Here is a 21,079-nt window from a genome sequence, read left to right as displayed (position 1 = left end):
AGTATATGAAAAATGGCTCTGCATGCTGTAAAACTTGTTATCGCTATGCCAGCAAATAATCGTCAATGCTGGTATACGCATAACCATGAGCCGCCGCAACCGCTTCATAGGTTACCTTGCCGTCGATGACATTGATGCCCTTGGCAAGCGCTTTATCATGACGAGCGGCCGGGCGGAGCCCTTTACTTGCTATTCTCAACCCATACGGTGCCGTTACATTGGTCAGTGCCATGGTGGAGGTTCTGGCTACGGCGCCCGGCATGTTGGCTACGGCATAATGAATAACGCCATGCTTTTCATAAGTCGGGTTATCATGCGTGGTGATCCGGTCAATCGTCTCGATCGAGCCTCCTTGGTCAATTGCCACATCCACGATGACCGATCCCGGGCTCATCTCTTTTACCATCTCTTCCGTTACGAGGCGAGGAGCCCTTGCACCGGGGATCAATACCGCACCCACGACAAGGTCGGCGGCCTTCACTGATTCCGCAATATGATACGGATCGGACATAATCGTTTTGACCCGCCCTTGGAAAAGATCATCCAGTTGACGAAGTCGGCCGGGATTAATATCGAGGATGCTGACGTCCGCACCGAGTCCCAGCGCAATTCTTGCCGCATTGGTGCCAACGATGCCGCCGCCGATAACGGTAACCTTACCCGGTGCGACCCCAGGTACGCCGCTTAGAAGGACACCCTTGCCACCATGTGCTTTTTCCAGGAAATGCGCCCCGATTTGGATGGACATTCTTCCTGCCACCTCACTCATCGGTGTCAGCAGCGGCAAGCTGCCATCCGTTAATTGTATCGTTTCATAAGCAACGGCACTCACCTTACGGTCGACCAGTGCTTTGGTCAGTTCCGGCTCGGGGGCCAAGTGCAGATACGTATATAGGATCATATCCTCTTGAAAGTATTCATACTCCTCTTGCAGGGGTTCCTTCACCTTCACAACCATCTCGGCTTTCCACGCTTCGGCAGCCGAAGCAACCACCTTGGCTCCAGCCGCTCTGTAAGCTTCATCCGTAAATCCGATCCCATGGCCTGCCCCGGATTGAACAAGCACTTCGTGCCCGGCATTCCTGAAACTAACGACCGTACCCGGCGTCATGCCTACACGGCTCTCGTTATTTTTGATTTCTTTGGGAACCCCAATGATCATCCCCATGCCTCCTTAATGGTGAGCTTTGCCTATCTAATTGAATTGTAACCATTTTTACCCAAACTGTGTACCTGTCTAAGGTATGGGATTGTCCATCCGAATTTATATCTATGTATCCGTAGTATATGCAGGTGAAAGATGAACTGCATGCAGAAAAAAAACACTTCTGGCAGAGGAATTATAACGGATTTTTGTCCGTTATATCATCCTCGCCCAAGTGTTTGTATAATACGCATTCATGAAACCATAAGTATTTCTGTTGTTTGAAACCTTCGTTAATGCGCAATCAGCTTAACGTTTTTTCGCGATCCTTCCCTTTGTCGGATTCACCTGCGTTTTTGTTCGCCTTCTCCCGGTCGAGCTGCATCTCCTCCACCGTCTTCACCTTGAGTCTCGCTGCTCCTTCATACGGACGGGTGGGTATCAGATTGTCAGATGTTAGCCGTGCCTTCGCTTCGGCGATCGAAGCCGCGTATTGAGGAAGCCATGCTTCACCGGCTACCAGCATTTCATCGACCAGCTGCCAAATTTCCTTCGGATTACATACCGCACCGACCAGCGGATCCATCATAAATGCCTGACGAAGCAGCTTGTCATCTCCGTGAACCGCCGCTTCAACCGCTAGCCGTTGCACGGATATGCTTGCGTTGCACACGGCAGCCGGCCCTAACGGCAAATTCCCTACATGCGGCATGGAAATGCCGTTGCGGTCCACGTAACCCGGCGCCTCAATGATTGCATCATCCGGCAGATTGGAGATAATGCCCTGATTCACCACATTAAAATGGCCCCGGTATACCCGGCCGGTTTCCAAGCCTTCAATAATGTAGGAGCCATGCTCCTCTCCTCGTTGCTCCGGCGTGTACTCCATAGCCGGATCTTTCATCCAGTTCGGGAAATCGGTCTCGAACCAGTTGCGTCCCTCGGTACAGACTCGCAAATATCCGCCCGTCTCTCCGTTTATCCAGCTGCTGAGGTCGATCCACTCCGTAATTTCCTCCGGCCGTTTACGGTACCAAGGAACATATTCGCTTAGATGGCCGTTGGACTCGGTGCTGTAATACCCAAAACGTCGCAGCATATCGATGCGAACCTTCTCAGTCCTGCTGTACTCCGGATGCCGTTCGAACGCATCCAGCAGTCCAGCCGTCAAATCCTTGCCTTGATGCGAGGCTTGAATATACCAAGTCTGATGGTTAATTCCGGCACAGACAATATCGACCTCCTGTTTCTTTAGACCGTACACCTCGGCGATTTGGTGATGCCCATGCTGCACGCCATGACATAAACCAATCGTCCGCACGCCGCCATACTGATTGCATGCCCATGTCAGCATAGCCATCGGGTTCGAATAGTTCAGCAGCAGTGCATCTGGCGCGCTCACCTCGCGAATATCCCGGCAAATGTTCAGCATCTCGGGGATTCCCCGCTGGCCATACATAATGCCGCCTGCACAGAGCGTGTCGCCTACGCACTGATCGATGCCGTATTTCAGCGGAATGTCCACATCCGTGCGAAACGCCTCCAATCCACCCACGCGAATGGTGCAGATGACATATTTGGCATTCTGCAGGGCTTGTCGTCGATCCGTGGTGGACTGAATCGCAATCGACAGCCCATTCTCGATAATGTCCCGCTGACACAATTCCGTGACCATATCCAGGTTATGCTGGCTGATGTCGGTGAATGCGACCTCGATATCCCTAAACTCCGGTACAGTCAACAAGTCACGCAGAATTCCCCGGGTAAAGCCGATGCTTCCCGCTCCGATAAAAGCAACCTTAAATGACATTCTATCCACTCCTTAGCTGCAAATTAGATTGTAGTTATTGTAACAATCAAGTGGTAGAAAGCGTTATCAAAATTATGACCTCTTGAACTCTTCTGAGTCAAAAATCCTCACTTCTTATCTGCTCCGGCATCCTGATCACCGTATTTCCAGGCATTGCGGTCCTTCCGCAGCCGATATTCCACCGGCGTGGTGTCCGCATACTTCTTGAACAACATATGAAAATACTGTCTGCTGCCAACACCCACATAATCCGATATTTCATGGATGGGGATATCCGTCTGCTCCAGCAGCATTTTGGCCTTTTCCATTCGAATCATGGTCAGATACTCGGTTATTGTTCTGCCCGTCCCTCTGCGGAATACTCGATGCAAGTAGCCGGGATGCAGATTCACCTCAGCGGCAACGTCTTTCACCTGAATATTGCGGTCATAGTTCTGATGCAAGAAATCGACGCTTCGTTTAATGTAGAACTCGCTCTGCTGCATTTCGCTACGTTCCCTTTCATCATACAGCCGGGCGATGCATACAAGCAGCTGAATAAACAGCATATGCGTCATCATTCTGCCCTCAGTCCCTCTTTGATCAAGTTCAAGGACGAGGCTCCTTAACACCGGATATACCTCCTCTTGATCCACTAACACCAAGTAGGGAAACGGCCGATTCAACAGAAAAGATACCTCTTGCTCCTCCCGGGCAATCTGCCTAAGAGAAAGTGACCTTTCTTCAGTTTCCATAAACCCGAATTCCACATTCAGCATTCGGCAGGAGGCCGCCTGCTCAACGATTAACCGATGCGGGACATCGGCATCCAGTACCATAAACTCCCCTTTTTTCAGCGTGAGACTCTTTTCCGTATCGCCTACCTTCACGTCAATCCGGCATACCCCTGAGATCATATACATAATTTCGGTTGAATCATGCTGATGGTAAGGCATTTCATAATCCATCCACTGCTTATAGTAATAGGCGTAAAAGCGCGGGACGTAATCCCCCTCTTCTAACATCTGCTGAAACAAGCTGCCATTCACACGTTTTCCTCCTTTGTCCAAGCATTACGGAGTTCCAATTCATAGAAAAACATCTATCGACGTCCTTACAAAAAACAGACCGCGGTTAGAAGTAGTTTTTCTTGCGATAGCAGGCCGCCAATGCCTTGCATGAAAAAAAGCCTGGCCCTTAGGCCAAGCTTATCATCAATATGCCAGTGGTGCTACGAGATTTTGAAGGCCGATACGGTATGGTTCAGCTCTTCGGCAAGCTCGGCAAGCGATTGTGCCGTTGCAGCCGATTCCTCGCTTGTAGCCGCCGTTTCCTCCGTCGACGAAGATATCGTTTCAATGGCGGTTGCAACCTCGGCAGCCYGGGCTGCCTGCTCCTCGCTGGCGGCTGCAATATCCATCACTTTGCCCGCCGATTCATTCACCATGCTTGTAATGTAGGCAAAAGCTTCCCCGGCTTTTTCCGTGTGGATAACGCCTTGATTCACCGCCTCCACGCTATCGGCCGTATTCTTCTGCATGCCCTTGATGATTTCGGCAATCTGCTTCGTGGCCCCTCCACTGCGTTCGGCCAGCTTACGCACTTCATCCGCCACCACGGCGAAGCCTCTTCCTTGATCGCCGGCCCGAGCAGCCTCGATCGTCGCATTAAGGGCAAGCAGGTTGGTCTGCTTGGCGATATCGTCGATGACCTCGATGATCTCACCGATCCGCTGGGAGTCCGCTTCGAGTTTGGCAACCTGATCCCGTACCCGATTCATGCCTTCCACCGATTGCTGGACGATGCCGCTGCCTTCCGTTGCAATGCCGGAGGTCTGATTTACAAGCTCGGATGCTGCCGAGGCGTCGCTTGCAACCGAATTGATGGCATTCGACCATTCATGGAACAACTCACTGACGGTCTGCACGGATTCAGCCTGACTGCTGCTCCCAACAGCCAGTTCCTCGGCACCAGCTGACAGCTGCTGTGAAGCGGCGGCTACCGATGATGCGTTCATGTTCACTCTGCCGATCATCTCCCGCATGCTCTCCAGCAGCTCCGCAAATACACGGGACAATGTGCCGATTTCGTCGGCTCTGCGAAGATAAGCCGCAGGAACCTCCTGCGTGAAGTCTCCCTTCGACATGAACTCGCCGATAGAAACGGAAACGCCCAACGGCTTCACGATGGATCTCGTTAACAGGACTACGACAGCTGCCATAGCTACCAAGGTGGCTGCACCAGCAACGATAATGGAGATGATCAGTGCATCCGACTTCGCCGTAATCTCATCCATCGGGATAATGATAGCGGCAGACCATGGCGTTTCCGTCAATCCGGTCTTAATGGGCGTATACAGCTTGTACAGCTCGGCATCTTCTTCGGTATAGACATCCCCTTCCCGAATCGCATCCAGTATAAGAGGAACCGTCTTGCCAGGATATGCCTTCTCAAGCGTCTGCCCCATCAATCCGTCCTCCGGGGACGTTACGATCACGCCGGTATTCGAATAGATATGAGCATAACCCGTATCGAACAATCGGAACTGCTCCATTATGCTTTGCAAATGCGCCAGGGAAATATCGACGCCAACCACGCCGACGGTCTTGCCGTTATCGATAATCGGAACAACGAGCGATGTCATCATGACATCTTCGTTGCCTACTTTGAAGACGTACGGATCCATAATGATTTCCTTGCCGCTGTTCTTCGCCAGGAGATAGAAGTCACCTTCCCCTTCGTGCTCGTAATCCTCGATAACGGAACGTTCCAGGCCGGATTCCGTTCTTGCCCAGTAAGACATCATTCGCCCCGTATGGTCACTGCCCTGTTTGTTTCTGTATTCGTTATCCTGGCCATCAAAGGCATCCGGCTCCCATAAGGTCCAGATCCCTTTCCAGGAAGGATTGTCTTCCAGATTTCGTCTCAATATTTCATTAACGGCTGAGCGATTCGTGGTGTCGCTCTCCTTCATTCCAACAAAGCTTACAGCCAATGTACGTGCGGAGTTCATCACATCGTCGAGCTCTGCTTGTACCAGAGCGCCAATCTTCTCACTCGTTGTCACCGCGAGCGTCTTGGCCGAATCCAGAGCCTCCTCCGTTGTAGTCATGCTGATATAAGTCATCATGACAGCTAGAAAAATCGTGATCGACCCCAAAATGACAAGCAGCATACGACTCTGGAGTTTCATTGCGAACAGAGATTTCAAAGACTTCCATCGTTTCATTATGAGTCACCCTCTGAATTCGCAATCATTCGACAACAATCGCAGGGCGGCCCGCAAAATTCTTGCGTGCTCACGCAAGAGAATTTCGGTTACGAACGGTATGTAAGTGTATATGCTTATGTTACTGGATGGATATAGTCTGTTAGTAGGAAGGGTGGTTACTTGCGGCATGACAAAGGACCTATTTGAATATGGTGTCGATGACCTCTTGTCACCGGAAGAGATTGAAGAGGTTTTGGCGCAGCTTGAAGAAGAATGGAATGAATTTAACAGCCGGAAGAAGCCTAAAATCATATCGAAGGATGCATTGCTTCATGATCTGAAACGAAAAAAAGAGTAAACCTTCTATCAGCTTATCTGGACAAAATCCGAATCCGAGAGGATTCCCATTTGCTTTGCCTTCAGTGCAGCTTCTATACGTGACTTCACATTCAACTTTTGAAAGAGATTGGTTAAGCAGTACTCGAGTGAACGCTGGCTCATGATCACCGTCCCCGCAATCTCTTTGTTGCTCTTTCCGCGAGCGATTTCCTTGAGAATACTATATTCTTTATCGGTTATAGACTGGGCTGCCGGCGCGCCTGCTGTCCGTTCCGGACCATTTGCGGTAACGCGGCGGAGCTGCTTCACGAGTGTCAACGGCAGAACGACCTCTCCTCGCAGCGCACACCGAACAGCCGTTACCAGCTGCTCTTTGCCCGACGTTTTCGAGACAAATCCAGCCAGTCCGGCCTCCATAATCAAATTAAAATGATTGCTGACTTCAAAGCCCGTATAAATCAGCATTACCGCGTCCGGAGCAATCCGGAGGATCTGCTTGGCCAAATCAATTCCGTTCATGCCCGGCATATGCATATCAATCAGCATCACGTCAAAATGCAGCGCGCTCACCAGCTCCAGTGCCCGCTCCGGCGTATTGGCAAGCTTCACGAACATATCCTTTTCCTGCTCAAGCAGAACCTTGGTTCCCTCCATCACCGAGGGATGGTCATCCACCAATAAAATTTCGATCATCGTCACTCATGACTCCTTCAGCCTGATATCTTGCTTGCTTCACTGACGGCGAATTACCTTGCCGTAATGGATATATAGACAGCCAACCCGCCGCTATCCGACGAGTCGAACTGGATTTTGCCGTTCATGCTCCTGACTCGCTCTTTCATGCCGCCAATCCCCATGCTGTTGAATTGGTCCGATTGCTGACTGGGGTCGATCCCAATCCCGTTGTCTTCATAACTCAGTTTGACTTCATCCGACTGGGTGGACAAACGGAGCCTTACCTCCGTTGCGTTGGAATGCTTCGTTGCATTGGCCAGCAGCTCCTGGACAATCCTGTACAGTCCGATCAAATGGTCGTCACTGATATCATCATCGAAGTTTGAGCAGTCGAATTGTATGGAATAATTGGTGCGGAGCTGAGTAAATTCAAACAATGCCTCAAGCGAGCGTTCCAACCCCTCCTCCTTCAGCAGCGGGGGACGAAGCTCGTTGCACGTAATTCGAATCTGATAAATGACATCCAGAAGCCCCTGCTCAATCTCCTCCAGCTGCGGGCGCAGATCCTCCGGCAGCTCATGATCCGAAGTAATCTGATTCAATTTCCTGTACCATATAATCTGTTCCTGAAGCGCGGCATCGTGAAGGTCCTGGGACAATCGCTTCCGCTCATTTTCGGATAAATGAAGCATGAGTCGCAGCAGCCATAGGGGCATGATCTGCTGGGATGAACCCAGCTTCTCCAGTTCCCTCGTCAAATCCTCAATGACGCGGAAGTTATCGTACAGAACACTTGCATAACGCGTAATGGTCTCCAGCCATATTTTTTGGGCCTGAATCAGGAGCAAGGGAACCTCGCCGCCAATACAGACAATGCTGCTATCCCCGTTCATCTCTCCAATCTTGACAAAATATCCGTCACACATCTCAAACAGTTTACAGAACGGAATATGCTCTGGACCGCATGTATGGATCGCACGAATCACCCCTTGTGGCGGCTCTTTATGGCCCCCTTGGATTTTGATATGCAGACTGTGGTGGTTTATCTGAATGAGGCTCACCCGATCCGTCCCCAGCACCTTCTTGATTTCCCGTACGATCCGGGCATTCAATTCACTGATCTTCACCATCCCGAAAAGATCGGAGGAGAATTGATCCAGGCTCATCTGCAGCCTGAAATACAGGTCCTCGCTCTCCCGGACAAGCCTTTCTGCCGCAATCCGCTCCCGTTCGGCCTGCTTCTGCTGCGTAACATCCCGAATAATGGTAAGCGCCGTATGATGTCCTATATAAGGGATCGGCGTCGTTATGGCCTCAATATCAATGATCGTCCCATCAAGCCGAACCAGCTTGTTCCCGGAGAGTTCCGACGTATTCCCGCTTTCATACACTTGTTTAACCTCCGATATCACGAACTCGACCTGATCCGCAGGGATAATATCCTGGAGCGAAGCACTCGCCAATTGTGCGATATCCGTAATGCCCAATAAGGAAAAGCCCGCAGGGTTCGCATAAATATAAGAAAAATCGGAATGCAGGAACATCGCAACCGGTGCGATATCCTGGATATGGCGGTTGATTCGATCACTCTCCACAAGGGCCCGTTCCGCTGATTTACGGGCGGTTATATCCTCGAAAAAAACTTCAATCGTGTCCGATTCCGCATCATAAAGGGCCGTCGCCACGACATCGACCCGCTCTCCGTCAACCCGCCTTATGGATAGTTCTTCGGCAACAACTTCCCCTGTCCGAATCAACTGTCTGAGCCGTTTGCGGGCCCACTCCTCATAGGGATCAAGCACCCAGTCCCAAGGATCGGTACCCAGGATGTTCTCAGGACCCGCCGCCCCAAGGATCCGAAGTCCGGCGGGATTCACGTACATGAGCTTGCGGTCCTTGCAGACTGCAATGGCAATTGGAGATAACTCCACCAGCCTGCGATACCGGTTCATGCTTTCCTTGAGCGCCTGTTCCATCTTCTTGCATTCTGTAATATCATACAGCGCCTCTTCCATGCGGAAGCGGGTGGTAATATCAACGGCAATGCCATCCGTGCGGATCATTTGACCGGCGTCATTCAACGTCGGAATCATCTTTAGCTGGACCCAGCGAACATCACCATCCGCATGGATAATTCGGTATTCCGTATGAACGGTCTCCCCTTGTCGAAGTTTGTCTACCAACGATCGAAACAGCGCCATATCCTCCGGATGGATCAGCGTTTCCCAGGAAAGGCCGACTGCGAAATCACGATGTGAATAACCTGTGATTTTATGAAAAGCCAAAGAAGTATTTTGGATGCTCCTTGTGCCGAAATCGTATGACCAAATACCCACATCAAGCGTAAGCAGCATATCATCAAGCAAGCGGAATCTGCCTTCGGCCATGTCCAAAGCCTGATGGCTTAGCTTCCGCTGATATGCGCTTTTGAACAAGAAAATCCAGAATGTAATGGTGAGGGCGACTAATACCAGGATGGTTGCCCCCAAGAAGTAAGTACGCATGATGTTTGCTGGTCTCCTTATGAAGCATACACGCAGTCATGTCAGATGCCTTGCGGTATACCGAATGCGAGCTGCGGAATGAATCAAATGGCAGCCATATCATTTATCGGCAAATCCTTCACAAATGCGAAGATCAAGAATAGAGAAATTTTAGGTAATGATTCGAAGTGTCATATTTACGAAAATAAACGAAGCAAAATAAAGCCCGAAGCAGCGTTGCGCTTCGAGCTTTTCTCATGAGATATCCATTGTCCACGCTGCTCATGCCAAATCCCACTCGGAGTGAATCTTGGGCACATCGGAAATCAACTGCTGGGTATAAGGATGCTGCGGATTCAAGATAACCTCTTCCGCTGGTCCCCGCTCCACGACTTTCCCTTGTTCCATAATATACAGCGTATCGCTTACATAATAAGCAAGCCCTACGTCATGGGTAATGAAAATAATCGTCATGTTGTTCTCATCCCGCAGCTTCAAGAGCATATCCAGTATCGTGGACCGCGAGCATGCATCGACCATGGAGGTCGGTTCATCCGCAATCAGCAGCTTCGGATGGAGCATGAAAATCCGGGCGATCATCAGGCGCTGCATTTGTCCGCCGGACAGTTCGAACGGGTATTTATTGTGCAGTTCCTCGAATTTCAGATTGACGAAGGAGCACGCTTCCTTCATTTTGCGGAATTGCTCCTCCTTCGTCAGTTTATCTCCCTGCAGCTTGATGCAATCGAGCAGCAGCTTCTCGACTTTATAGAAGAGATTAAATGAAGAGAACGGGTCCTGAAAGATCGCTTGGATATTTTTCCAATAGCGCTTGCGATCTCTGTGCCGCTTCAGCTGCCTTGGCTTGCCCATATACTCTATCGTACCGCTGCTCTCCTTCAGCAGGCCCATGATCATTTTCGCCAGTGTCGTTTTGCCGCTTCCGCTCTCGCCGACAATCGATATGATTTCGCCTTCATGAAAGGTAAAGCTGACATCCTCCACGGCGGTGGTCTTCTGCTTCCCGTAACCGAATACCTTGGTGAGATGCTCTCCCCGAATCAGGACATCATTCCTCTTCATTTGCATACCACTCCTTAAGCACACCCGGTTCCACGATGCAGCGATACATTCGATCCTCTACGGTCCGGCTCGTTATCTTTCCCTTACGGCAGGCGTCTTGCACATAGGAACAGCGATCTGCAAACCGGCAGCCCTCCGGTACGTTTTTCAGATTAGGCGGGGTGCCCGGGATAGCGGCCAGCTTATGGCCTTTCATGCCTTCCTCCGGCACTATGATGGAACCCATCAGCTTTTTCGTATAAGGATGGATCGGGTCAAAAATCATTTGCTCTGCGGTTCCGCGCTCCACGATCTCCCCTGCATACATGACGATGATGTCATCCGTTACGTGATAAAGCAGCGGCAGCTCGTGGGTGATAAATACCAGAGACTGAATATAGCCCCGATCCAGCAGACTTTTCAGCAGCTTGATCACCGCTTTCTGCGAGGTTACGTCCAGCGCCGAGGTCGGTTCGTCCGCAATCAGCACTTTGGGGTTCAGAATGGTGGAGATTGCGATCACCGTCCGCTGCTTCATGCCGCCTGACAGCTCGTTCGGATAGGAGTTCAGCACCTTGGTTGACAAATTCAAGGTTTCGAACCGTTCCGCCGCCATATCCCACACCTGCTTCTTGTTCAGCTCAGGGCGATGCTCCTTCATAATATCCTCGACGAAATGAATGATTTTGAGCGTAGGATTCAGGGCATTCATAGCTGCTTGCGGGATATACGATATCTCTCTTCCCGACACCTGGGAACGGAGCTGTTCCTTGCCAAGCTTCATAATATCCGTGCCGCTTACGACAATTGAGCCGCTGCCATAATGCAGCGGTGGAAAATAGAAACCCATCAGGCTGAGCGCAAGGGTCGATTTGCCGCAGCCGGATTCACCAGCAATGCCAAGTGTCTTCCCCTTTTCGAGCGAGAAGCTCACGCCGTCTACGGCATAGACATGCTCCTTCAACCGGGTACGATAATAGGTCTTCAATTCGTTCACTTCCAGTATATTTGTGCTCACAACACCCATCAGCTCCTAATCTTCGGATTGAATATCTCATCCATGCCGGTGTTCATCATGTACAAGGAGAAGGTAATGATGGCGATGGAGATCGCCGCCGGGATAAAGGCCCACCACGCACCGGCAACCGGTGCCTCAAATACGAGCGCCCAGTTCATGATGATGCCAAGGGAAATCGTGTTGTAAGGTCCCAGCCCCAGCATCGAGATGGAAGCCTCGGACAGAATACCTGATGCCGTCTGCAGCACAAACGCCATGACAACATAGGAAGCGATGTACGGCAATATCTCCGAGATGATAATGCGCGGCGTGCTGTAGCCGGATATTTTCGCGATATTTACGTGATCCCGGTTTCGCAGCGAGGATGTCTGCGCACGTACGGCCCTGGCCGTCCAGGGCCAGCTGGTAATGCCAATGATAACCGCCGTAACAAACGAGCTGCGCGAATCGATACTGACCGAGATCAGAATGAGGATGACAAAGGAAGGTATCACGATGAAAATGTTGGTGATGGCGGTCAGCAGATTATCAATCATGCCTCCGATATAACCTGAGGCTAAACCGATCACAAGACCAATCACTGTAGCAAATACGCCGGCAATCAGCCCAACCTGCAGGGAGGTCCGAATACCATAGATCAATTCCAGGAATAAATCCCTGCCGAAGTTATCCGACCCCAGCAGCAGCTTCGAATCCGGCGGCTGGTACGCCAGGGCGATCATCTCCAGCGGATCGTTGCGGTTAAAGAGCGGGTAGATCAGCACCATCCCGATCATAGCCAGCAGCATGCAGGCTCCGAACATAAACTTTGGCGATTTGATCAATATGCGAAAGGAACTGTTCATATTATTGATCCTCCATCTGAGCGGCCTTGATTCTTGGATCGATCCAGCCGTAGATTAGGTCAATCGTAAAGTTGGCCAGCAGCACAGCCAGAGCGATCAAGAGGGTGCAGCCCGAAATTAACGGATAATCCAGCTGACGGATCGCCGTGAACATCCAGGTTCCGATTCCCGGATAACTGAATACGATTTCACAGATCAGCGAACCGCCCACCATCGTACCGATGGATAACGCCAATCCCGTGATCTGGGGCAGCATCGCATTTCGGAATACATACCTCGCGATCTTGGAGTCACGTATCCCGAGAAGTTTGCTGTATAGTACATAATCCGAATTCAGCTCATAGATGGACATCTCCCGCATGCCAATGGCTTGGCCGCCAATCGTAACCAGCACGATCGATAGAAATGGAAGCGTATGATGCCGAAGTACGGAAGCGAAGAATTCAAAGCTGAGGGACGGCACCATCTGGTAATCGTAGCCCCCGTGCAGCGGAAACCAGTTCAGGGACAGGGCGAATACATACAGCATAATAATGGCTAGGGTAAAAAAAGGAATGGAATTCACAAACAAGGCCACCGGGAATATCACTTTATCGAATACGCCTTTGCGGTAAGCCGCAACGGCGCCCAGCACGTTCCCGATCAGCCAGCCAACCAGAATGGCCGGAAGCTGAAGCCCGATCGTCCATGGAACCGCCGAGGCCAGAATCTCCGTTACCGGTTTCGGATATAGGCCGAATGAAGTGCCCAGATTGCCTGTCGCCAAATTTTTCAGATAGATGAAGAACTGCTCCCATAAAGGCTTGTCGATTCCAAACTCGACGAGAAACGTCTCATAGACCCGTTTGATCGTATCGCTGTCGGTCATCCCCTGCGTCATCTCAGACACGATCATGCTCACCGGATTCCCTTCAATCATCCGGGGCAGCAGGAAATTCAGCGTGACCGCAATCACCAGCGTCAGAAAGTACCAGAAGAACTTCTTGACGATATATTTTCCGTAAACGCTCAAGCAGCTCACCCCCATGGATCACACCCTGAAATTGGTGGAAAAGAGACCTATATCAGGGGTGCAAATCCGCCAATATAGGTCTTGGTTCAATGAGTTATATCCATCAGTTATGAATCTGATACAGCGACTTGATACCGGCTCCATCCATCGAAATTTGAGGCGGTATGTTGCTGCCGTCCCCTTCCGTCGGGAAGCCTTTCCATACGGATTCATTGACCGTATCGAATACCCAAGGACGATACATGAGCGGAATCGATGGGATATCCTTTAACCAGATTTGGGTCAATTCAGTGTAGAGCGCTTTCAATTCAGCTTCGTCCGTAATGGTTGGAATCTTCTCGATGATGGTATCGGCTTGCTCGTTCTTATACCGGCCCCAGTTGTAGAATGCCATCTCGCCCATTGGCGCAACGCCCTTGGAGTACATGATGGTCATAGCGCGGTTCCACGGCTGGCTTGGGCTGACCCCGCCGGCAGGCGTGTTCATGATGATATCGAACTTGCCGGTCTGTAGATCATTGGTCCATACCGGCGCTTCCGGGAATTTGGTGCGAATCTCGATACCGATTGCCTTCGCATTCTGGGCAACAATCTCAAGCGCCGCATTCCAATCCGACCAGCCGTATGGACATTCGATTTCAAATGGGCCGAGGCGGGTTCCGTTCAAGACGCGGATGCCGTCTTTCCCCTTCGCGGCGCCGATGGAATCGAGCAGCGCATTGGCCGCATCCACATCCGTTGTCCATTGGAGCGGTTTGATAGCCGCCTGGTCTACATATTTCGCTTCGGCCTCCGTATTCAGCGTCAACGACGGCTCCATTGGGGCCGAGTAGCCGCTGATGGCCAGCTCCGAAATTTTGCTGTAATCAATCGCCATAGCGATCGCTTTTCTGACATCCGCATTGTTGAGTCCTTCCTTCGTCATGTTGAAGAAGATCGATGGCATGGAGCCGGGCACATAGTAGGGAGCGTCTTTGATATAGGTTTTAACAGGAGCCCCGCCCTCCCACATTTTCCATACCTGCGGAATAAACTGCTGCGATACGTCTACCTGACCGCTCTTGAATGCCAGGTCGCCCGCTGCATTGTCTTTATAGATGACATGGGTGATATATTTGGGAGCCGGCAGCTTGCCAAAGAGTGCCTGCCCCCAGTAGTTATCGTCCCGTACGATCGTGATCTTCTGATCATTGTAAAAATACATTTTGTAAGGCCCCGTTCCGATCGGGTCCTCGTTGACTTCTTTACGAATGGTGGCAAGGTCGTTATTGGCTTTCTTCTCGACCTCTTCCCATACATGTTTAGGCAGCATCGGCATGATCTCGATGCTGTCGAGCACCGTCAATTTGTTCGGATTGTCTTTATTCAGCTTGATGTTCACCGTTTGCGGCCCGTCTGCCGTTACGTCCTCGATGTAGGTCCAGAAGCTGCTCCAGTTAATGTCATATTTTTTGCCGAGCTGGTAGGTATAAACGACATCATCGGAGGTGAACGGCTTGCCATCGCTCCATTTGGCATCCTTGTTCAATTCGATCTTCAGGGTCAGATCGTCGGTCCATTCATACTTGGTACCCAGCAGCGGCTCCAACTCGCCTGTCAGCTGATTGACCATGAACAAGGTTTCATAGACGAGTTCTCTGGAGTTTCCGTAGTTAATCGGAAACGCCGGGTTTCCGCTGAGCAGGTTAAAATTCGTAGGTGCCCCCCATTGCAAACCGTTCACGTATAACGTTTCATTTCTCGGCGTCGCTTTCGCATCGCCCGACGGTGCCGGCTCATCACTGCCTCCGGGTGTGTTTACCTCTTCTTTGGGCGGCGGCGGATCTGATGCGGTCGGCGGCGTTACACTCTGGCATCCGGCAGCAAAAAAAGACGCGGCCAACAAAAGAATGAACATGGGTCTCAGAACGGTCTTCAGCTTCACTTGTGAACCCTCCATTCATGGAAATGTGTTCTCACTTAAGTGCTGAGTATCCGGGACAAACATATGTTGTCTGCAAGCGCTTTCTCGATGAATTTATATGTTCCTCCACTCCATCTGAGTACGAATAAATTTTGTTATTTTTATTCAAGCCTCAAGGATTTTTCCAATTGACGTCGAACTTGAAAGGACATGGTTAATCTAGCGGACGATTCGATATCCTTCAAAGGGGTGGGCCTACTGCCTGTGATAAAAGATGTTTTGCTGCAGCTATTGTTTGCGTTGATGCCTTTTGTCGCATACAACATCTATTACAGAAAACTGACAGTCAACTATTCCCGTAATTTCATCATTGTTATTTGTTCGCTGTGCATGCTGCTGTCCATGACCTTTGCTTCGTCAGTTCAGAGCGGGCTGATCTTTGACGTACGGTATGTCATTATGTTCTTTGGCATGCTGTTCGGAGGGTTCACCACAGGGGCAATCCTGCTTGTGGAATTTCTAATTTACCGGCTGTACATAGGCGGAACCGGCATGACCGACGCGATCATTATATTGATCTTCACTTTTCCGCTGTCCGTTCTACTGTCATTCCTGTACCATCGAACCAAACACAAATTTTGGATCGTTTTTATAGCCGGTATCAGCTTCTCTATTCTCCCGCTCACGATACTCTACATAACCAAACCTGACTACATCATGAATAACTTCGTATTCAATATTCTAGCTATGCCGGTTCATAACTCGCTCGGGATTTGGCTTCTCGTTACCTTGTTTAACAAATCCGTATCCGACAAAGAATTTTACCTGAGATATATTCAAAGCGAGAAAGCAGAAGCCGTGAATCATGTCGCCGCATCCCTAGCCCATGAGGTCCGCAATCCGCTGACCACCGTGCTTGGGTTCCTGCAATTGATTAAGAGCGGTACGTTCCCTCAAGAAAAAACCGAACGTTTTCTGGAAATCAGCATGGAGGAAATTCGCCGGACCGAGCAAATCTTGTCCGAATATCTCTCGATCAGCAAACCACACTTGCCGTTTCAGCAAAGAATCGAGCTCTCGGCCCAGATTAAGTCTGTCGTCGAGCTCATGATTTCATACGCTAATATGAGCAACGTGACCCTCAGCGCTGATTACCCTCAGCTCCCCATTTACATTTTAGGCAGTCCGGCGGAGCTCAAGCAGCTGTTGGTCAACTTTATTAAGAATGCGATTGAGGCCAGCAAAGACGTCGACAGAGGCACGGTCCAGATCACCATCTATGAAGAAGCAGAACAGGTGTCCATCGAAATCAAGGATAACGGGATCGGCATGACGCCCGAGCAATTGAGCCGTCTCGGTTCAATCTATTATTCCACTAAAATGAGCGGCACCGGACTTGGACTCACCTTCTCCTATCAAGCCATCCGCGCCATGAATGGAAGTGTCTCGGTTCGGAGCTCGCCACGATCAGGAACGGTGTTTCTCATCACGCTCCCGCACGCCAATATAAATCCATAGATAGCATAGGTAACTTCCGCACGCAATCCGTTAACGATAAAGAGAGACGCCGCTGTAGTTACCAGAGCGCCTCTCTTTTATGGATCCAGTAATAATATTTCTTTTGCTGCAAAACTTCTGTTGTTTTTGCTTAAAGTGGTATCAGCCTTATTGGTATTTAGGGAGCCAGTCTCCATGCGCCTCAATCAGGTCGTCGCACAGGCTCTTGATGTCATCGATGGACAGCTCGGCAGCCGTATGCGGGTCGAGCATCGCCGCATGATAGATATGCTCCTTCTTGCCGGTTGCGGCCGCTTCCAGCGTCAGCAGCTGGGTATTGATATTGGTGCGGTTCAGCGCGGCACATTGCGGAGGCAGATCGCCGACATAGGTCGGGGTTACGCCGCTGGCATCGACCAGACACGGAACCTCAACGCAAGCTTCCTTCGGAAGGTTCGTGATCAGTCCCGTGTTCATTACATTGCCGCCGATTTTGAACGGAACATTAGTCTCGATTGCTTCCAAAATGTAGGAAGCATATTCATGGGAGCGGTTGTGCTTCAGATCCTGGTTGTTGACCAGATCCTCGCGCATCGCCTTCCATCCCTCGATTTGGTTCACGCAGCGACGTGGATATTCATCCAGCGGGATATTAAAGCGCTCAATAAGCTCCGGATAGTTACGCTTGATGAAATATGGATGGTACTCGGCGTTATGCTCAGACGACTCCGTAATGTAGTAACCGAAGTTCAGCATCATCTCGAGACGAACCATATCATGATGCTTCTCCTTCTGCTTCTCGGCCGCGCGCTTCTTAATTTCCGGATACAGGTCCACGCCATCCTTCGTTACCTCAAGCAGCCATGCCATATGGTTAATGCCGGCGATTTTGGCCTGCACGCCTTCCTTGTCCATCCCCAGATTATCGAACAGATGCGGAATGCAAGCCTGTACGCTGTGGCACAGACCTACCGTTTGCACGCCGCCCAGCGTGTTCATCGCATTGGTCAGCACCGCCATCGGGTTCGTATAGTTCAAGAACAGCGCCTGTGGACAAACTTCCCGCATATCGGCCGCAAAATCCAGCATGACCGGGATGGTGCGGAGATTACGGAAAATCCCGCCGATTCCCACAGTATCCGCAATCGTCTGTCTGAGTCCATACTTCTTCGGAATTTCAAAGTCCGTAATCGTACACGGATCGTATCCTCCGACCTGGATAGCATTGATGACATATTTTGCTCCGCGAAGAGCTTCCTTGCGGTCACTGTATGATTTGACGACACAGGTGCTGCCGCTGGTCTTCTTTATATTATTCAGCATGTTCTCCGAATCTTTCAAACGGATCGGGTCAATATCATACAAAGCAAGTTCAAATCCCTGCAAGGCCGGGGTCTGCATGCAATCCCCCAGGACATTCTTGGCAAATACGGTACTTCCTGCTCCGATAAATGTAATCTTAGACATCAATTAATTCCCTCCCTAAACTCCATGAATTAATACGCTTTCACAAGACTAACTATATGATAATCGGTCTTTTTTGAATATGGAGCAAAACAAGAGCGATATGGACATTTGTTGTTTCATTAGGTAAGCTAACCCTAACTCAACATCCACGATATCGATTGATCTCGCACACGTTTAAGGGGGATAGCGCATGTCTATTTTGCCAGACCATACGCTCTACACGATTGGTATGAATCCTTCACCGGGCGGTCACGACCTGAACATCCTGTTCAGCGGTGAGGGAACTCCCATACCACGCCACAAAATCGGTCCGATCATTCATGATTACTGCCTCATTCATACCGTCTTGACAGGCCAAGGCATCTTCGAGTGTGCCGGCATCGTACATCATTGCCAGGCAGGCGACACCTTCGTGATCCTTCCCGGTGTTCTGTTCAGTTATGAAGCCGATGATCGGAACCCCTGGCACTATAACTGGGTTGCATTACAAGAAAAAGGCACCAAGATGCTGCTGGCCGACATGGGTGTTACGCCGGCTAAGCCGATTATCCACTGCACGGATGAAGCTGAGCTTAGGTCGCTGATCGACATGTACCGTCATCTCCGTCTGGGCTTTAACCAATCGGATCATCCCTGGCTTGAGGATCTTCAGGCTTCCGGGTGGCTCCGATTGCTGCTCCATAAGCTGGCGATGTTAAACCGTGAGCATCTTCCGTCAAACTCCAATGACGTGCCGGATATCGAGCGAGGCGTAAGGCAGACCGAGAGATGGATCTCGACCCAGTATCATCAACAGCTCTCCATTGATCAGATGGCCAAAACGCTTGGCTATCACCGGGCACATCTGTCCAAAATGTTCAAACAGCATACAGGCATGTCCCCCATGCAATATCTAATGAAGGTACGTATTGAGAAAGCCAAGTCGCTCATGAAATCATCCTTCTCCATTCATGAGATTGCTTCCTCTGTCGGTTTCAATGATGCACTCTATTTCTCCAAGCAGTTTCGCAAATGGACAGGCATGACCCCAAGCGAGTATAAATACAGCCTGGAGAAAGGCTCTAATAAAGCATGATCTATAGACAGGCAAGATATCTAATGCGGGCCCAAACAAGAGCATACGAAAAAGCTGCCGGCATTCCTGCCGGCAGCTCTTTTTTTAAAAGATTTATCTTACGCCCGCTCCTCATACAACTGCACGATTTCAATAATCGTTTGAACGGCCAATACCATATTGTCGGCGGATACATACTCATACCGCCCGTGGTAGTTCTCCCCGCCCGTAAAAATATTGGGTGTTGGCAGGCCCATGTACGACAGTTGAGAACCGTCGGTGCCACCGCGGATCGGTTCGATGATCGGCTTGATTCCCAGCTTCTCCATGGCTGTCTGGGCGATGTCGACCACTACTTTGACCGGCTCGATTTTTTCACGCATATTGTAATACTGATCTTTCATCTGAAGGATGATCCGCTCGGCTCCATACTTGTTTTGAAGCTCCTCTACGATGGAGGCCAGCTTGGCCTTTCTTCCTTCGAAAAGCTCCCGGTCATGATCGCGGATAATATAACGAAGCTCGGTCAGCTCCACATCACCCTCGATGGAAGTAAGATGATAGAAGCCTTCATAACCTTCAGTATGTTCAGGCGCTTCTTCCGCGGGGAGCATGCTGTTCAGCTCCATGGCGATTTTCGCCGCGTTGACCATTTTGTTTTTGGCCGTTCCGGGATGGACATTCTTCCCTTTGCAAGTGACCAGCGCCGCTGCCGCATTAAAACTTTCGTATTGAAGCTCCCCGAGCGGTCCGCCATCCATCGTATATGCGTATTTAGCCCCAAAGGCCTCCACGTCGAACTTGTGCGGTCCTCTCCCGATCTCCTCGTCCGGCGTAAAAGCAACCCGGATTTTACCGTGCTTCAGTTCCGGGTGTTGGATCAAATAAGCCATCGCCGTCATAATCTCGGCAATTCCCGCTTTATCATCAGCTCCAAGCAAGGTGGTGCCATCCGTTGTAACGAGGGTATGCCCCTTGTAGCCATTCAGCTCCGGAAAATCCCGCGGGGAGAGCACCACATTCTGCGCTCTGTTCAGAATGATGTCTTGTCCGTCATATTGTTCGACGATCTGCGGCTTGACACCGGCACCCGTAAAATCGGTAGCCGTATCGATATGTGCCAAAAAGCCGATGGTCGGGATCTGTTTATCCGTGTTTGCCGGAAGTGTGGCCATCACATAGCCATTCTCATCCATCGTGACATCCTGCATGCCGATTTCCTTCAGCTCGTCCACCAGCAGCTGACCCAGCGTCAGCTGTCCCGGTGTCGAAGGGCAGGTATTACTGTTCTCGTCTGACTGCGTATCCATTTGTGCATAGGTAATGAGTCTGTCGATTACTTCTTTTTTCATAAATTCTCAACTCCTATCATGTCTTTTTCCGATTTTACACTGCCATATCGTAGCATATGGACTTGCTGCGGATGGGATGTACGGCTCTTTGTATCTATACCGATAATCTTCACTATAATGTGTCCGGCTAGCTAGGCATCCTTCCTTAATCATCCATCATTATATCCAGTCGCCGCCACCCAGGTCAATTTCACGAAATGAACAAGAAAGACGGTATCTGCAGATACC

General features: G+C 50.4%; 16 protein-coding genes. 3 read left to right on the top strand and 13 right to left on the bottom strand.

From position 1 onward, the window contains the following. Positions 1-43 precede the first annotated feature (43 nt). The 4 genes from ald to ACPV3A_RS11830 form a co-directional block, all read right to left on the bottom strand. Positions 44-1,162, bottom strand: a complete 1,119-nt coding sequence (gene ald, locus ACPV3A_RS11845) for an alanine dehydrogenase (protein WP_426199737.1) — start codon at positions 1,160-1,162, stop codon at positions 44-46. 286 nt (positions 1,163-1,448) lie between these two features. After that, positions 1,449-2,954 (bottom strand): alpha-glucosidase/alpha-galactosidase, encoded by a 1,506-nt coding sequence (locus ACPV3A_RS11840; RefSeq protein WP_426199736.1) that lies wholly within the window; start codon positions 2,952-2,954, stop codon positions 1,449-1,451. A gap of 107 nt (positions 2,955-3,061) precedes the next feature. Next, a complete protein-coding gene (locus ACPV3A_RS11835) occupies positions 3,062-3,982 on the bottom strand; it encodes an AraC family transcriptional regulator (protein ID WP_426199735.1) in 921 nt (306 codons plus the stop codon). Between the two features lie 182 nt (positions 3,983-4,164). Further along, entirely contained in the window at positions 4,165-6,162 is a 1,998-nt protein-coding gene (locus tag ACPV3A_RS11830; RefSeq protein WP_426199734.1) for a methyl-accepting chemotaxis protein, read from the bottom strand. 169 nt (positions 6,163-6,331) lie between these two features. Here ACPV3A_RS11830 and ACPV3A_RS11825 point away from each other — a divergent pair, with 169 nt between their 5' ends. Continuing rightward, the gene (locus ACPV3A_RS11825) at positions 6,332-6,502 is read left to right on the top strand and encodes a hypothetical protein (protein WP_426199733.1); all 171 of its coding nucleotides are present in this window, start codon (positions 6,332-6,334) and stop codon (positions 6,500-6,502) included. 8 nt (positions 6,503-6,510) lie between these two features. Here the strand turns inward: ACPV3A_RS11825 and ACPV3A_RS11820 are convergent, their stop codons facing one another. From ACPV3A_RS11820 to ACPV3A_RS11790, 7 genes are all read right to left on the bottom strand, one after another. Then, complete coding sequence (locus ACPV3A_RS11820; RefSeq protein ID WP_194541369.1) at positions 6,511-7,176, bottom strand: response regulator; 666 nt, start codon at positions 7,174-7,176, stop codon at positions 6,511-6,513. 53 nt (positions 7,177-7,229) lie between these two features. Beyond that, positions 7,230-9,662, bottom strand: a complete 2,433-nt coding sequence (locus ACPV3A_RS11815) for a PAS domain S-box protein (protein ID WP_426199731.1) — start codon at positions 9,660-9,662, stop codon at positions 7,230-7,232. A gap of 261 nt (positions 9,663-9,923) precedes the next feature. Next, positions 9,924-10,724: an ABC transporter ATP-binding protein gene (locus ACPV3A_RS11810; RefSeq protein WP_100540692.1), complete on the bottom strand. Its 801-nt coding sequence runs from the start codon at positions 10,722-10,724 to the stop codon at positions 9,924-9,926. Next, entirely contained in the window at positions 10,711-11,721 is a 1,011-nt protein-coding gene (locus ACPV3A_RS11805) for an ABC transporter ATP-binding protein (protein WP_071223652.1), read from the bottom strand. Before ACPV3A_RS11805 ends, ACPV3A_RS11810 begins: the two co-directional genes overlap by 14 nt. Before the next feature lie 8 nt (positions 11,722-11,729). After that, positions 11,730-12,566, bottom strand: a complete 837-nt coding sequence (locus tag ACPV3A_RS11800) for an ABC transporter permease (protein WP_071223543.1) — start codon at positions 12,564-12,566, stop codon at positions 11,730-11,732. 1 nt (position 12,567) lies between these two features. Beyond that, the gene (locus tag ACPV3A_RS11795) at positions 12,568-13,578 is read right to left on the bottom strand and encodes an ABC transporter permease (RefSeq protein ID WP_113056503.1); all 1,011 of its coding nucleotides are present in this window, start codon (positions 13,576-13,578) and stop codon (positions 12,568-12,570) included. Between the two features lie 103 nt (positions 13,579-13,681). Continuing rightward, the gene (locus ACPV3A_RS11790) at positions 13,682-15,502 is read right to left on the bottom strand and encodes an ABC transporter substrate-binding protein (RefSeq protein WP_426199729.1); all 1,821 of its coding nucleotides are present in this window, start codon (positions 15,500-15,502) and stop codon (positions 13,682-13,684) included. 189 nt (positions 15,503-15,691) lie between these two features. Here ACPV3A_RS11790 and ACPV3A_RS11785 point away from each other — a divergent pair, with 189 nt between their 5' ends. After that, the gene (locus tag ACPV3A_RS11785) at positions 15,692-16,999 is read left to right on the top strand and encodes an ATP-binding protein (RefSeq protein ID WP_426199728.1); all 1,308 of its coding nucleotides are present in this window, start codon (positions 15,692-15,694) and stop codon (positions 16,997-16,999) included. A gap of 147 nt (positions 17,000-17,146) precedes the next feature. Here ACPV3A_RS11785 and ACPV3A_RS11780 read toward each other — a convergent pair whose 3' ends face one another. After that, positions 17,147-18,445, bottom strand: a complete 1,299-nt coding sequence (locus ACPV3A_RS11780) for an alpha-glucosidase/alpha-galactosidase (RefSeq protein ID WP_113056501.1) — start codon at positions 18,443-18,445, stop codon at positions 17,147-17,149. Between the two features lie 190 nt (positions 18,446-18,635). On the opposite strand from ACPV3A_RS11780, the gene ACPV3A_RS11775 reads away from it, so the two are divergent. Next, complete coding sequence (locus ACPV3A_RS11775) at positions 18,636-19,520, top strand: helix-turn-helix transcriptional regulator (protein WP_220686235.1); 885 nt, start codon at positions 18,636-18,638, stop codon at positions 19,518-19,520. A 98-nt stretch (positions 19,521-19,618) separates the two neighbouring features. Here the strand turns inward: ACPV3A_RS11775 and pepT are convergent, their stop codons facing one another. Further along, positions 19,619-20,851 (bottom strand): peptidase T, encoded by a 1,233-nt coding sequence (gene pepT / locus ACPV3A_RS11770; RefSeq protein ID WP_426199726.1) that lies wholly within the window; start codon positions 20,849-20,851, stop codon positions 19,619-19,621. Positions 20,852-21,079: the final 228 nt, after the last annotated feature.

The organism is Paenibacillus sp. Dod16 (assembly GCF_049893405.1).
Classification (GTDB): domain Bacteria; phylum Bacillota; class Bacilli; order Paenibacillales; family Paenibacillaceae; genus Paenibacillus_AQ.
The sequence above is the reverse complement of the archived record's forward strand: the minus strand, read 5'-3'. Positions and strand labels throughout refer to the sequence as shown.